The following is a 13,517-nucleotide window of genomic DNA, read 5'->3' as shown; positions in this document are numbered from 1 at the left end:
GTTGCATGGCATTTTTTCGCAAGAATATAGGTAAGGGGCAGCAGATCGTGCGGATTGGCCTTGGGGTTGGCGCGGCTGTGCTGGCATACAGTTTCCTGAGCGGGTGGATCGCCCTCTTGGTGGGCGTATCGGCCCTCACCTTCGTCCTCACCGGCCTCATCGGCTATTGCCCGGCCTGCGCCGTTGCCGGGATCCATGATCGGACCAAGCCATGAACACAAAGGCGGTGACGACTGAAACTTTCGAAGCCGCCCGCCACGGCGATCGCAATGCGATCGTCCGGCTGCTCGAGCGGACGCAGCCGGATATTCGCCGATATGCCCGAGCAACCTGCCGGACCGCCGATGTCGACGATGCGACACAAGAAACGCTTTGGCTTCTGTCACGCCACGTCGGCGCGATCCGGGCACTCGCGACCCTGTCGAACTGGTTGTTCAGCGTGGTGCGGCGGGAGTGCCTGAGGCTCGCCCGACGTACCGGCATGATCGCCGCCGTAGACGAGGACGCACTTGAAACAAGTCTGGTGCAGCGGCCCGAACATGTGTTGCGGCTTGATCTGGCAGCGGCCTTCGAGCCTCTGCCGCCGCACTATCGCGACGTGGCTCTGATGCGCGACCTCCAGGAGATGACGATCGACGAGATCGCCGCGGCGCTCGATCTTTCGCGACAGGCAGTGAAAGCGCGGCTGCACCGTGCACGCCTGCTGTTGCGCGAATATTTGGCGGAGTGAGCGAGCCGAAGAGATTGTGCGCGAGCGGCTTCAAGGAACAATGGCGCTGCTATCACGAAAACGCGGATTCCTTCGTAATTTTCGGAAATGCCAGATCGACGACCAAACCGCCGTTCGCTGCTTCTCCGAGCGCCACGGAGCCGTTGTGTGCCGTCATAATCTGGGCAACGATGGCCAGTCCCATGCCTGTTCCCTCACTCGCGCTGGTATTGCCCCGCACAAACGGCCTCAGCATTTTCTCGCGCTCCGCGGCCGGGATTCCTGGGCCCTCATCGCTGACCCGCACGATCCGGGCTTGCAGAACCTCGACTACAAGCACTTCCGTTCCGCGTGCGTGTCGCATCGCATTGATGATCAAGTTGTCCAAGGCCAGGCGAATGGCCGGTTCGGAACCGGGGACAATGACCCGCCCCTCTGCTTTGAACTCGATGTCCATGCCCTGCTTCATCACGGATGGCACATGCTCGGCAATGGCCGCGCGCGCGATGGCTGCGAGATCTACCATGGTGAAGGTCAGCGCCTGGCCTGACAAACGCGCCAACTGCAACGATGTCGTGACGATTGATGCAAGCCGCGCCGTGTCGCGAACAAGGACCTCCCGCACGTCCGGGTCCTGAACAAGGTCGAGCTTCAACCGCAATTTGGTCAGCGGCGTCCGCAATTCGTGGGATGCGTTGGCAAGAAAGTTTCGCTGCGCTTCGAACGCGTTGTCGATACAACCGAGCGCCGTGTTGAACGCGGCAACCATCGGCTTCAGTTCTATCGGAGTGTCGCGATCCGATATCCGGCGACCATTGGGAAGCCCGTCGATCTGCTCGGCTGAATCGACAACCCTTCTTACAGGGGTTGCGATCGTGCGCTTGACAGCAACGACAGCGATCGTGGCCGTGGCAACAAGAACAATACCCAGAAGATGGTAAAGCCCCTGCGGCCAAATTTCGCGCAGGACCACGAGCAGCGTTTCAGCATTCGAAAATGTCACTCCGCCGACCACAACGAGTTTGGGTGGATCCTCCGCGTTCAGTTTTCGGAGCCCGAGAAACTGCTGCTGGCCCGCCATGTAAGAAAACTCAGAGGAGAATACCTGGGGAGAGGTCGTATCGATGATGTCTTGGACCGATGCCGGCACGGCACCGTGTATGATGGATTGGGTTCCGTCACTGACAAAGTACCAGAATTCGGACTGCTCTTCGGAAAGCCTGATAATCTTTTCCGCAATTACGCCTTCGACCTCGAGCACAAACTTGCCGGTGTGATCGTAGCTCACACCATCCTGGAGAAGTTCGACGACACTTTCGACTGCGATTTTTTTCCTGCTCTGCCCATCCGTCAACAGGAACACCGCGACGGTGAGGACGGTGCTGATCACCATCATCAGCGCCATGCCCAAGATGAGCACAATGGCCACCGGAAACGCGATTGAATTCGGACGCCTCATTACTCTTGCACCAGCATGTAGCCGATGCCGCGAATGGTCCGGATCGTTGCGCTGCAATTGCCCTCGCGCAGACGCTTGCGTAGCCGCGAGACATGGGAATCGAGCACGTTGGACTCGATCTCCTCGTCGATATTATAGACGGCAGCTTCAAGATTGTCGCGCTGCACGACGCGCCCTGCCCGCCGGATCAACGCTTCCAGAACGGCGAGTTCGCGTCTCGGAACGCTCAGCGCGTTCTCACCGATCATGGCGGATCGATTGATGAGATCAAACGATAGATTGCCGAATTGCGTGCAGCCGGTCTCGTCCAGGCTGTAGCGACGAAGAACCGCGCGCGCCCGTGCAATAAGCTCCATGGGCTCGAATGGTTTGCCGACATATTCGTCTGCGCCCTTGTCGAGCGCAGACACGATATCGGTCGGATCGTCCAATGCCGTCAGAACGAGCGTTGCCGGCCTCGGGCGGAGTTGCCGCAGCGTCGGCAGCAGCGACAGGCCGTCACCATCAGGTAGGTTGCGGTCGATGACCACGAGATCGAACTTGAAGGCAAGCAGTGCCGCCTCGGCATCCGCAAGCGTTTCGAATACATCCGCAACGCCGATCGCGGCTTCCAGCATGGTCTTGAGCGAAGACGCCAGCTCACGATCATCTTCTACGATCAGAATTCGCATGTTGCCTGCCAGTGTCGACTAGAATTGAGTTTTGAAGATGCGAATATTCATGAAGGAAACAAAAGAGGATTCTAAACAACACGACGTAAGTCAGGTCGCAATCATCCTAATCGAAACAGCCCTCGCTAAAACATCCGTCATCCCTGCGGAATTACTCGTAAGAATACACGGGAGGATCGTAATCGCGTCCTCTACGGCGTTCATCGGACATATCAAGACGTTGTACGCAATTAGCATAAGCATCGGTTCCCGGCACGAATCCGTACTCGGCACAACGGTTTCTGTATTCTACGGTTTCGCATCCCGCCAGCACGATCAGCAGGCCCGCTGCAATGAAAAGACGCATAAAATGACCTCGGTTTATTTCTCGTTTTGTCGATGCCTGGATCCCATTGCCACCTTGCGACAATGTTACGAGACACAAGCGTAGTCCGCCTCAGCGGCTGCCAATGGAAGGGATTGTTTTTTCGGCAGAAACGGCTGTTCCGGTTGCCGCGACGGCGAGCTTGCCTCCCCTGTCCGTCCAGGACGGCGGCGCTCCGATGGAGGCGCCGATCATTCCGACCACACCCGGCGCACGCCCGAAGTCCTCACAGATCGCAGAACCGGGTTTCCCACCAAGCGACGTGCGAATGTCATAAACGGACGGCAAGTACAGATCGAAATCTCCAGGTTCTTTGCCGGCGACGACCATTCTTGAGAAATCCTTGCCGAAAGCCGCGGCCAGGTCATAGGCGTCACCAACCTGCGAAACGCGCGCTTCACTCGTAAACGAGTTCGCGCCCTTCGACCAAACGATCGCCGCCGTTTGTTTGCCGGTTCGATCGACGGCCTCCGCTTCGACGGCCAGCCCGCCGAGCCCGAAGGGCAGTCGTGGTATGCCGACCGGCAAGGCAAGCGAACTGCCGATGGAAATCGCCTTGGCGGCACCAGCGACGGACTGCTCGGTCGGGACAATGTCCGTAACAACCGTTCGGACCGTCAGATCTGCGGGCGTACCGAACGGGACGATCCGATATTTTTCGCTCATGGTGATGCAGATCGCGCGGTCAATCGCGTTCGTTACCAGCAGGCGGTCCTTCTGCTTCTCGACACGCTGCAGAGCAGGCGGGGCCAGAGACGTCGGCGCGATGCTCACCGTTTTGACGTCCTTCAGGCCATCCTTGCTGAAATAGACTCTCTTCTTCTCGAACTTCCCCTTCGGAGCACTGAGGTTGCTGTAGGAGGTAAGCGTTCCTGCTTCCTTCAAGGGAACGGTCGTACATCCCCCAAGAGTGAGCATGATCGGCACTATTCTTGCGATTCCCCGACCCCCTGCCACGCCCCTTCTATGGCTGTTCGTCTTCTCATTGCATGTCATTCGCCCAGAACCCTCGTTGTCAAAGACGAGCGCCGATTGGGGTCCTGCACCTTGTGAAAACATTACGAATTCAGCTCAAACGCGCTGACTACCATTTGAATTCAATATCCGGGAAAAATCAGGTCTCTTGCAGCGTAATGTTCCTGCAAAAGAACAATAGGACAAGGATGTACGGTGATTTTACTCGGAGCACATTGATGTACCTTTTTATGTTTTTTAGCGCGATAATCGTATTCAGCATTCTGTTCCTGAGCGCATACTCCATTTACTCGCAGCTCAGCGACGCCAACGATATTTTATAGGTACGTCTGCGCTGAGCGCGGGAAACAAAAAAGGTCGACAAAAGAGTGCTTTGTCGACCTTTCCTCAAGTACCCGCGCATCGGCCGAGCAGACTACTTTCCGGTGGCACTTGCCGGTGGCTGCGTGGCCGCCTTCAACCCACCTTCCTGCAAATCCGCCTCATCGGCCAGAATGGCGGTCGCCTCAGCAAGCAGAACGTCCTTTGCGTTCTTGCGGGCGTTTTCCATTGCGATATCGGCACTCAGGCTGCGTTCGTCCGCATTCAATCCATCGTCCTCACCGGTATCCTCGCCATCGCTTCCCTGAGCTCGAGCCTTAAGACGATTTTCGCGATCCTTCATTTCCTTGCGACGTTCGGCTTCGTTGAGGGAGACAACGCCTTTTTCGCGTTGCGCCTTGATGTCGGCGATGTCTTCGAGGAGGCGCTGGAAATCGGGGTCGCTTGCAATGCGCGCATTATGGCGGTCCTGCAGTGCCGGCAGCAGCGCCGTGACGGTATCGGCCGGCGTATAATCCGCAGGCTTGATCTCTGACCACGGCAGGGCGTTATCATAGCTCGTCTCGCCAAAGCGCGTCGGGTCGGAAAGCCCCGGCAGACTGATATCGGGCGTTACGCCGTGCAGCTGCGTAGTGCCGCCATTGACCCGGAAGAACTGGGCGATCGTCACCTTGAGTTCGCCAAACGCAGGCTTGCTGTTGCGGACCATCTGGTCGAGGTCGACGACGGTTTGAACCGTGCCCTTGCCGAAGCTGGGCTCGCCGATGACGACACCGCGGCCGTAGTCCTGGATGGCCGCAGCAAAAATCTCAGAGGCCGAAGCCGACCCGCGATTGATCAAAACACCGACGGGCCCTGACCAGAGAGGCTCAGGAAACTCCGAGCTTGTCACCACGACCTTGCCGTCGCCACTGCGTTGCTGAACGACCGGTCCAGAGCCGATGAACAGGCCGGTCAGGGCAATCGCCTGGTCCAGCGAACCGCCGCCATTGTTGCGAACGTCGATCAGAACGCTGTCGACCTGTTCCTGCTTCAGCTCTTCGAGAAGCTTTGCGACGTCGCGGCTCGCGCTGCGATAATCCTGCTCTCTTTTGCGCCGGGCTTCGAAATCCTCATAGAAGGCCGGAAGAGTGATCACCCCGATCTTGCGGGTGGTATCGCCCGCCTTCACAGACAGAACGCTCTTCTGCGCCGCCTGCTTTTCGAGGCTGATCTTGTCGCGCACGAGGGTGACGATGCGATGGGCGGCGTCTGCTCCCGCATCGGCCGGCAGAACGTCGAGGCGCACGACCGACCCCTTCTTCCCGCGGATCAACTGCACGACTTCATCGATGCGCGTGCCGACCACTTCCTTTATCGGGCCGTCGTGACCCTGCCCGACGCCGGTGATGCGGTCTCCGACCGCAAGCTTGCCGGACAGCTGCGCCGGCCCACCAGGCACGAGCTCGCGGATCGTCGTGTAGTCGTCGCGTTCCTGCAGCACCGCGCCGATTCCAACCAGCGAGAGCTTCATGGCGATATCGAAGTCGGCCGAAGCCCGGGCGCCAAAGTAATCCGTGTGCGGATCGACCGACGTCGTGTAGGCGTTCATGAACGACTGGAAGACGTCGTCACTCTTGTACTTGGAGGCACGCTCGAGCGCGTTTGCATAGCGCTTGTCGAGCGTTTCGCGAATGGCCGCATCAGTCTTGCCACTGAGCTTCAAGCGTAGCCAGTCGCTTTTCACACGCTTGCGCCACAGCTCGTTGCTCTCGGCTTCCGACTGCGGCCAGGGCGCCTTCTCGCGCGACAGGGAATAATCCTCCTGCTTCGTGAAATCGAAGTCCTGCTTCAGCAGTTCGCGCGCGTAGTTCATGCGGTCGACGACACGCTTTCCATAGACGTTGAAGATCGCAAACGGGATCTTCAGGTCCTTCTTCTTGATGGCGTCGTCGATCTCGTTGCGGTCAGGTTTGAAACTGTCGATGTCGGCCTGCAGGAAGAGCCCACGATCCGGATCGAGGGACTCGATGAAGCTGTCCATGATCTTGGCCGACAAGGCGTCATCTAGCGGAACGGGCTTGTAGCTGTAGCGCGTCAGAAATTTTGCGCTCAACTGTGCGGCCTGTGCCTGCTGCTTCAGCGGCTCCAGAACAGGAGGCGAGGCAACGTCGGCATAGGCGGACGGCGCGATTGCAAGAAATGCACCAAGGAAGACGTATGAAATGCGCATTCAGCGTTGACCCAATTCTTAATGCCGAGTGTCGAAGAGGGATCTAGGTGAAGCAATTATGGCTTTTTGGCAACCGGATTGATCCGACGCCGAGGCCGGCCTTACGTCAAGGCAGGCATCCGCCCGGGACTAATGGAGCGAGCCTGCCGCCCGGAATTCGCCCGGCGCCATCCCGTAAGCGCCCGTGAAAAGTCGGTAAAACCTTGCAAGACTATCGAATCCGCAGGCATAGGCGACCTCGGTGACGGGCAAGGCGGGCCGCTCGACGAGAAGCCGCCGCGCCTGCGAAGTCCGCATCGATGCCAGCGTGCGAGCGAAGGTCAATTCCGCGTGTTCGAACAGGACATGCAGCTGGCGCACGGAAATACCGAGCTCGAGCGCGACCTTTGCCGGCGTCAGTTTCTGCTGGTATTTGTCGCGCGCCACGATCTCTTCGGCGGCATAGCGCAGGCCCGAACGAAGGGCCGCACGCACTTCGGGCATGCCGGGTTTCAGTCTGTCGAGAATGGTCACCGGGTGGGCGGCATGTTCACTGATCCAGCGGCCGTGAATGCGCTTGATCGGCAGCGCATTGAGATAGTTCCAGCGCTCGCGTCCTGCCCGGCTGACGATGATCAGGTCGGCCTCTTCCAGCACCTTCAGATGCTGCATGACGGTACAGCGATCCATGTCTGAAAAGGCGGCGCAGAGCATGTCGGTGGTCTGCGCCTGGGCCAATGCCCAGAAAACCGAGACTTCTTCCCGCTTGCTTGACATGTTATGGTTTTACAACATATTGAAGCCAGATGCGACGGAGACCGCGCCGGTAAGATCGGATTGAGAGCTTTTCGGGAGCAATCGAACCGAGCCGGTTGGCTGGACGTCGCCGATCGGAGTTCAGCGTTGCAACGATGCCCCCACGCAAGTTGCCCAAGAAGGGAGATCATTGAGAATGTTGCCTAAGATCGTTTCAATTGATGAGTGGCAAGCCGCAATCGAACAACAGATTGCCAGGGAGAAAGCCCTCACCCGCGCACGCGATGACTTGAGCGCCGAGCGACGGCGCTTGCCGATGGTCAGGATCGACAAGGACTATTCGTTCGAAGGCCCCACGGGCACGTTAAGCCTTGCCGACCTCTTCGATGGTCGGCGGCAACTGATCGTCTATCACTTCATGTTCGCGCCCGGATGGAAGGCGGGCTGCGACGGCTGTTCCTGGGTCGTGGACGCGATGACCCACCCGGCGCATCTCAACGCACGCGATACGTCCATCGTGCTGATCTCGCGCGCGCCGCTCGAGAAGCTGCAGAAATATCAGGCCCGGATGCAGTGGCAGCACCCGGTCTGGTACTCGTCCATGGCGAGCGACTTCAACCACGACATGGGGGCCACGGTCGCCGACCCGGATGACCCGACCAGGACCAGCGATCGTCATGGCGTCAGCGTTTTCCTCAGAGACGGCGACGATATCTACCGCACCTATTTCAACGGTGCACGTGGCGTCGAGTATCTCGGCAGCATGTGGACGTATCTGGACCTGACGCCCTACGGTCGCCAGGAAACATGGGAAGTGTCTCCCGCGGGATGGCCACAGACCGAACCCTACGTTTGGAACCGGCGCCACGACGAATACGGGACCGAACCGGCCTTCTGATTTTCCCCGCCGGCGAGCATGGAATTGTCGTGCTGCCGTTCCTACGTCTTGTCTTGCCGATTGTCCGACCTCCGTCATTGCTGCGGGCCGGAACAGGGCTCGGGCGCGATGCTGAAGGAATATCGCCGGCCCTGGCTGGAGCGCTGAATGTGGGGATGGATCGCGCCTTGAAGAGGGGCGCTGTTGGGGGCCGCAATCGATGGGAAACGAGACTCAAATCGGCAAGGAAGATCCGGCGCCGAGAGGCAACAGGTTTTGGCGGCGGCGCGGCGTTCGGATTGCATCGATAGCGCTTGCCGCCTTGCTTTTCCTGCTGGTCGCGCCGCTTGCGGCTATTCTCTATCCGACGCTGAAGAGCTATCCCCGAAGCGACTTTCCGGCCGCGACCTCGCAACTGGAGCGCAACAGGCAGGACCTTGCCCATCTGCGGCGCCTGATCGAGGTCGACCGCAGCTTCTCGCCGACCGCCCAGGCCGCGTTTGCCGATGCCCTCGAAGTGATCGAACAACGGGCCGGTGATCTCGACCGCGCCGGTCTGGCGATCGCGGCTGCAAAAGCGGTCGCGCTCGCCGACAATGGGCACACCAGCGTGGTCGGCCTCGTCGGAGGTCACAGCTTCAATGCGGTTCCCATCCGGCTTGGCTGGTTTGCCGACGGCCTGTTTGTGATCGCCACGACAGGCGAGCAATCGCACCTTTTGGGCGGAGAGATCCTTGAGGTAAATGGAAGAGCGACGGAGGCCTTTGTCGATGCGCTTCGGCCCTATTTCGGCGGCCCCGCCAATCTCGCCAAGGAATTCGTCCCGAATGTCGCGATTTCGCCGGAATTGCTCCATGCCGCCGGCCTTGCCGAAAGCCCGCGGGAAAGCGCCTATTTCATCCGTCGCGCGGATGGACGCGCAGCGCAAATCGCTCTTGTCGCCACGCCCGGTGCGCCGGAACCCTTGAACGCCCATGTCTGGCCACGACGCGATTTCAGCCCCTTGTCACAGACCGGTCGCGGCGCCGGGTGGCGGCACGTGCTCGACGGTGTCACGCTACCGGCCTATCTCACGCGCCCCGACGCCAATGTCTGGCACCATTATCCCTTGCCCGATCTTCTCTACATCCAGATCAACCGCGTCAGGGATGCGACGCCGGAGGGCCTGTCGCAGGGGCTCGCCAAGGTGCTGGACGAAGCTGAGAAAAAACCGATACGCAATGCAGTCGTCGACCTGCGGTTCAACAATGGCGGCAATTACGAACTGACCGCCGATTTCTCGCGAAGGCTCCCGGCCATCCTGCCGCCGGAGGGACGGCTGTTTGTGCTGACCAGCGCGAACACGTTTTCGGCCGCGATCAGCACGGCGGCGCGACTGAAGTACTTCGGCGGCCCGCGCACGGTACTTGTCGGCGAGCCGATAGGAGACCGGCTGCAGTTCTGGGGCGAAGGCGGCCGCACGGTTCTGCCGAACTCGAAGATCACCATCCGCTACTCGACGGCCTATCACGACTGGCAACACGGTTGCAGCCTGTCGGAGATCAGGACCTGTTTCCTGCTGAATTACGTCTACGACGTCCCGGCAGGTCCCCTTCAGCCAGACGTCGCGCGCTCCACGAGCTTTGCCGACTATGCCGCTGGCACCGACCCGGCAATGGCCGCCGTCATGAAGATACTCATGGTGGGCAATGCCGATTGAGAAGCAGCTTGTGGGGAGGCAAGGCCGCGGCCGTACGCCGCCGTGGCCGCTGACATCCGTTGGCCCGGCCATTCCCGGCGGCGAAGGATCTGCGGCGACGCTTTCACATCTTCTCGCCCGGCAGTTCGCTGGCCTGCTTGACCCAATCCATGAACTGCGCCTCGTCGAGTTCGTCCGTCTCATAGATGTCGAGATAACGAACATCCGGCTGTTTTGACGTGCCGGGAGGTAAGGGGCTGAATTGCGCCCCGCGGAAGAAAGCGACCTTCACGTATTTCGTCATGCAATGAAAACTGAGGAACCAGACATCCTTTTCCACGCCATAAAAGGGAGAGTTCCACTTGACCGCTTTTTCGACGCCGGGAACGGTCTTGACGACCAGCCGGTCCAGCCGCTTGCCTAGATCGCTTTTCCACCCCGGCATCGCAGCGATGTACTGCTGCACCGGCGCATTTCCGTAGCCCTTTGCGATCTGCGGATTGCCGCCGGTTAGAAGGACGACGCCATCGGCCGATTTTGTCGGCGGCGTCTTGCGTCCGATCTTTGAGCGTGGCGCAAGGGAAGCGGCTTTCGGTGCGTTCTTTCCGACTTTCTTCTCAGACATCCCGGACCTCGACTGTTCCGTCAGTTCGTTCAGGGTCGGATCCACCGTGATGGGCGCGGAGCCCCATACCAAATGGCTAAGCACGATACATAGCCATCCAGCTATGCATCGGTCAAGAATAAACCTCCGGTGTCAGCTGCATTGCGGGCCGCAACTCGATCAGAAAGCCGCTTCGCCAGGTATTGGCCATCGGCACGGCATCCCTCCACAGCCGTAGGGTCATGGCATGCAAACGGTCCGGATCCCCTTGCGATCCCGACCTGTGCGGCAGCGGCTCTCGTGACGAGCCATCATTCGTGATCTCGAGCGTGCTCTCCACCAACACCTTGACCGCCGGACAACACCCATGCCCAAACGGCTGTAGACCTGCTGAACTGAAAAGACGCTCTGCCGACACGGCTGCGCGCGCTGTTGCAGCCTGCTCCGGTCGATTTGCCACGTGGGCCCAAGGCCACGGCCGCGATCCCTTGTCACCAGCAAGCGCCTCTACCCGGCATGTGCCGAACTGGCCGTCGCGGCCCGAACCGAATAGCGAAAGAGCGAAAGCACCCGCAACATAGGCACCCCAAGGTGCGTACTTGTAGGTGGCCTCTGCGCCCGATAGGCCTGCAGCCAAGCCCTGGAGTTTCCCTTTCCAGGTTGTCCGCTGCTTGAGGAAGATATCGATGAAGGCAATGGTTCTCTGCTCCAGCCCGCGGCGCGATGGAAACTCCACGACGATGGCGAAAGCGGTGGCCGATGGTTTGCTTGAGGCGGGCCATCAGGTCGAGACCGTTCATGTCGACGACGTCCTGTCGGCGCTGCTTAGAGACTGTCGCCAATGTCGTATGCCCGATGGCGAATGCGCGATCGACGACGGTTTCCGGCGGGCGTTCTTTGGCTCCTACCTTCCCGCTGACGGTTTTGTCGCCGCAAGCCCGATCTACTGGTATGGCGTCTCTGCGCAGTTGAAGGGGTTCTTCGATCGAATGTTCTGCTACGTCGCCGCGTCGCATCCACAATCGGCGTCCGTTGTCGCGCAGATGACTGGAAAACGGATCGGCCTCGTCCTCAGCTCAGAAGAGACCTACCCCACCGTTTCGTCCAGCCCGCAGCATCAGTTCCAGGAATTCAGCCGCTATACGCGTTCGACCTTCGTCGGCGTCGTTCATGGCCATGGCAACGCACGCACAGATATTTGCCGCGATCCGAGTGACCCGATCGGACGGGCACGCGTGTTCGGTCGGAACTTCTTCAGCGCTCACACCTCCGACTACCAGATCGACACGCCGCGATCAGGTCGCGTCTGGGCGTGAGCCGTCTTGCGTGCGCGCAATATCTTTCGGCTAGGCCAGGCGGACCTTCCGCCGCCTGGCCGCCTTTGCCTCGCTCGCGGCCGCATCGTATTGCTCCCTGAAGTAATCAAGCTCCGGAAAGTTCCGCTCCGCCCATCGGTCGAGGCTGATGAGCGTTTCGCTGAGAGACAGGCCGACTGAGCTCAGACTGTACTCGACATGGGGCGGGTTCGTCTGGTGATCGTGACGCTGCACCAACCCGTTGCGCTCGAGGTCCTTCAACGTCTGGGTCAGCATCTTTTGCGAAATGCCCTCGATCTTGCGCAGCAACGCGCCATTGCGCATCGGGCCCGCCGCGAGCGCCGACATGATGAGGATCGCCCATTTCGTCGATATCAGTTCGAGCGCATGCCGAGCCGAGCAGGATGCGTCGAACACGGGATTGCTCGCAGGCGGGGCTCCAGCTTGCGGGGGCAGTTTCATCATCACCTCAAGGACATGCCGTTGCGGCCGCCGCTCTTCACCCCTCACAGGTAGTGCGCGTGATCGCGCCCCACAAGTTGCGAGTAGCACAGCCGAAGGCATGAGGGCGCGCCGGGCTACGCCCAGGGCGCACCGGCCGCCCATTCCGCTCGGATGGCCTCAATAAAAAGGCGGACCTTTGGAGAAACGTGCTTTCGTGTCGGATAGACGACGCAAACAGGCGGCTCGTCGCGTTCGAATTCTTCGAGCAGGGGGACAAGCCTGCCTTCCCTGATGTCGCGGCCCACCAGGAAGGCGCCGAGTTGCGCAAGGCCCGTTCCGGCGAGGCAAGCGTCGCGAATGGCCTCGGTGTTTCCGAGACGCAAGTTTCCCTGAACACCGACGTCCCGGTCTCCGCCGCCGACCCTGTAATGCCACGGTACCGGTCCGCCTGCGTGCTTGAACCCGATCCTGTCGTGGCGCGTCAGTTCGTCGATGGTGCGCGGCGTTCCGCGCCGCTTTAAATACTCCGGCGCAGCGCAGGTTATGAGCCGATGAGAGGCCAGGACCCGCCGCACGAGGCGACTGTCGGTGGGCCCGCCGATACGAACGGCAACGTCGATGCCGTCGCCGACGATGTCGCGATACTCATCCGAAAACGAAACCTCCGCTTCCACCTCGGGCCAACGGTTCAGGAAGCGCTGGAGAACGGGCAGAATGTGCAGCCTACCGAGGGCGATCGGCACATCGATGCGAAGGCGCCCTCTTGGGGCCTGGTGCCGTTGTGCCAAGGCGAACTCCGCGTCGTCCACTTCTGACAGGATCCTGATCGCATGCTCGTAGAAGAGCTGGCCCTCCTCGGTGAGGCTGACGCTACGCGTTGTTCTATGGATCAGCCGCGTTGCCATATTGTCTTCAAGACGTGCGACACATTTCCCGACCGCGGAACGGGAGAGGCCGAGCCGCTCCGCCGCCAGGGTGAAGCTCTGGTCATCGGCGACACGAACAAAGGCGCGCACATCGCCGAGATGGTCCAGCATCGCAAGATCCTATTGGGGACGATTCGTCCCTTTTGTTTCCATAAGGCCGAAGTTTATCTGAATATCGGAAACAGTAAAGAATGCCTCGCAACGTCCCGGCAACGGGACATGAAGG

Annotated in this window: 13 protein-coding genes and 1 pseudogene; 5 read left to right on the top strand and 9 right to left on the bottom strand. The window is 60.0% G+C overall.

Annotated elements, in window-relative coordinates:
• Window positions 1-5: 5 nt before the first annotated feature.
• Window positions 6-215: a DUF2892 domain-containing protein gene (locus tag IB262_RS32580; RefSeq protein ID WP_060581405.1), complete on the top strand. Its 210-nt coding sequence runs from the start codon at window positions 6-8 to the stop codon at window positions 213-215.
• Complete coding sequence (locus IB262_RS32575; protein WP_192494344.1) at window positions 212-730, top strand: sigma-70 family RNA polymerase sigma factor; 519 nt, start codon at window positions 212-214, stop codon at window positions 728-730. Before IB262_RS32580 ends, IB262_RS32575 begins: the two co-directional genes overlap by 4 nt.
• 52 nt (window positions 731-782) lie before the next feature.
• On the opposite strand, the gene IB262_RS32570 is transcribed toward IB262_RS32575, so the two are convergent.
• From IB262_RS32570 to IB262_RS36185, 6 genes and pseudogenes are all read right to left on the bottom strand, one after another.
• Entirely contained in the window at window positions 783-2,168 is a 1,386-nt protein-coding gene (locus tag IB262_RS32570) for a HAMP domain-containing sensor histidine kinase (RefSeq protein WP_113079343.1), read from the bottom strand.
• Window positions 2,168-2,839 carry a response regulator transcription factor gene (locus tag IB262_RS32565; RefSeq protein WP_060530510.1) on the bottom strand — a complete coding sequence of 224 codons (672 nt, stop codon included), beginning with the start codon at window positions 2,837-2,839 and terminating at the stop codon, window positions 2,168-2,170. Before IB262_RS32565 ends, IB262_RS32570 begins: the two co-directional genes overlap by 1 nt.
• A 436-nt stretch (window positions 2,840-3,275) precedes the next feature.
• Entirely contained in the window at window positions 3,276-4,088 is an 813-nt protein-coding gene (locus IB262_RS32560) for a DUF3313 domain-containing protein (RefSeq protein WP_348646949.1), read from the bottom strand.
• Window positions 4,089-4,593: 505 nt separating this feature from the next.
• Window positions 4,594-6,711 carry a carboxy terminal-processing peptidase gene (locus tag IB262_RS32555; RefSeq protein ID WP_060530513.1) on the bottom strand — a complete coding sequence of 706 codons (2,118 nt, stop codon included), beginning with the start codon at window positions 6,709-6,711 and terminating at the stop codon, window positions 4,594-4,596.
• Between the two features lie 129 nt (window positions 6,712-6,840).
• Window positions 6,841-7,194 carry a helix-turn-helix transcriptional regulator gene (locus tag IB262_RS36190; protein ID WP_246802792.1) on the bottom strand — a complete coding sequence of 118 codons (354 nt, stop codon included), beginning with the start codon at window positions 7,192-7,194 and terminating at the stop codon, window positions 6,841-6,843.
• A 6-nt stretch (window positions 7,195-7,200) separates the two neighbouring features.
• Window positions 7,201-7,467, bottom strand: a pseudogene (locus tag IB262_RS36185) (helix-turn-helix transcriptional regulator); the annotation flags it as partial.
• 175 nt (window positions 7,468-7,642) lie between these two features.
• Here IB262_RS36185 and IB262_RS32545 point away from each other — a divergent pair.
• Complete coding sequence (locus tag IB262_RS32545) at window positions 7,643-8,344, top strand: DUF899 domain-containing protein (RefSeq protein WP_192494342.1); 702 nt, start codon at window positions 7,643-7,645, stop codon at window positions 8,342-8,344.
• Window positions 8,345-8,543: 199 nt separating this feature from the next.
• A complete protein-coding gene (locus IB262_RS32540; protein WP_192494341.1) occupies window positions 8,544-10,022 on the top strand; it encodes a hypothetical protein in 1,479 nt (492 codons plus the stop codon).
• A 103-nt stretch (window positions 10,023-10,125) separates the two neighbouring features.
• Here the strand turns inward: IB262_RS32540 and IB262_RS32535 are convergent, their stop codons facing one another.
• Complete coding sequence (locus tag IB262_RS32535) at window positions 10,126-10,626, bottom strand: DUF1801 domain-containing protein (protein WP_060643687.1); 501 nt, start codon at window positions 10,624-10,626, stop codon at window positions 10,126-10,128.
• A gap of 665 nt (window positions 10,627-11,291) precedes the next feature.
• Between IB262_RS32535 and IB262_RS32530 the strand changes: the two genes are divergently transcribed.
• Window positions 11,292-11,921 carry a flavodoxin family protein gene (locus IB262_RS32530; RefSeq protein WP_192494340.1) on the top strand — a complete coding sequence of 210 codons (630 nt, stop codon included), beginning with the start codon at window positions 11,292-11,294 and terminating at the stop codon, window positions 11,919-11,921.
• A 30-nt stretch (window positions 11,922-11,951) separates the two neighbouring features.
• Here IB262_RS32530 and IB262_RS32525 read toward each other — a convergent pair whose 3' ends face one another.
• Together IB262_RS32525 and IB262_RS32520 are read right to left on the bottom strand one after the other, a co-directional pair.
• A complete protein-coding gene (locus IB262_RS32525) occupies window positions 11,952-12,338 on the bottom strand; it encodes a helix-turn-helix domain-containing protein (RefSeq protein WP_244495197.1) in 387 nt (128 codons plus the stop codon).
• Window positions 12,339-12,499: 161 nt separating this feature from the next.
• A complete protein-coding gene (locus IB262_RS32520; RefSeq protein ID WP_060520301.1) occupies window positions 12,500-13,402 on the bottom strand; it encodes a LysR family transcriptional regulator in 903 nt (300 codons plus the stop codon).
• Window positions 13,403-13,517 lie beyond the last annotated feature (115 nt).

Source organism: Ensifer sp. ENS02 (genome assembly GCF_014851885.1).
Classification (GTDB): Bacteria; Pseudomonadota; Alphaproteobacteria; order Rhizobiales; family Rhizobiaceae; genus Ensifer; species Ensifer adhaerens.
The sequence above is the reverse complement of the archived record's forward strand: the minus strand, read 5'-3'. Positions and strand labels throughout refer to the sequence as shown.

What these genes read in the sequence shown, in the direction of transcription:
- IB262_RS32580 (WP_060581405.1), top strand. Translation starts at nt 6, where the DNA reads ATGGCATTTTTTCGCAAGAATATAGGTAAGGGGCAGCAGATCGTGCGG.
- IB262_RS32575 (WP_192494344.1), top strand. Translation starts at nt 212, where the DNA reads ATGAACACAAAGGCGGTGACGACTGAAACTTTCGAAGCCGCCCGCCAC.
- IB262_RS32570 (WP_113079343.1), bottom strand. Translation starts at nt 2,168, where the DNA reads ATGAGGCGTCCGAATTCAATCGCGTTTCCGGTGGCCATTGTGCTCATC.
- IB262_RS32565 (WP_060530510.1), bottom strand. Translation starts at nt 2,839, where the DNA reads ATGCGAATTCTGATCGTAGAAGATGATCGTGAGCTGGCGTCTTCGCTC.
- IB262_RS32555 (WP_060530513.1), bottom strand. Translation starts at nt 6,711, where the DNA reads ATGCGCATTTCATACGTCTTCCTTGGTGCATTTCTTGCAATCGCGCCG.
- IB262_RS36190 (WP_246802792.1), bottom strand. Translation starts at nt 7,194, where the DNA reads ATGCCCGAAGTGCGTGCGGCCCTTCGTTCGGGCCTGCGCTATGCCGCC.
- IB262_RS32545 (WP_192494342.1), top strand. Translation starts at nt 7,643, where the DNA reads ATGTTGCCTAAGATCGTTTCAATTGATGAGTGGCAAGCCGCAATCGAA.
- IB262_RS32540 (WP_192494341.1), top strand. Translation starts at nt 8,544, where the DNA reads ATGGGAAACGAGACTCAAATCGGCAAGGAAGATCCGGCGCCGAGAGGC.
- IB262_RS32535 (WP_060643687.1), bottom strand. Translation starts at nt 10,626, where the DNA reads ATGTCTGAGAAGAAAGTCGGAAAGAACGCACCGAAAGCCGCTTCCCTT.
- IB262_RS32530 (WP_192494340.1), top strand. Translation starts at nt 11,292, where the DNA reads ATGAAGGCAATGGTTCTCTGCTCCAGCCCGCGGCGCGATGGAAACTCC.
- IB262_RS32520 (WP_060520301.1), bottom strand. Translation starts at nt 13,402, where the DNA reads ATGCTGGACCATCTCGGCGATGTGCGCGCCTTTGTTCGTGTCGCCGAT.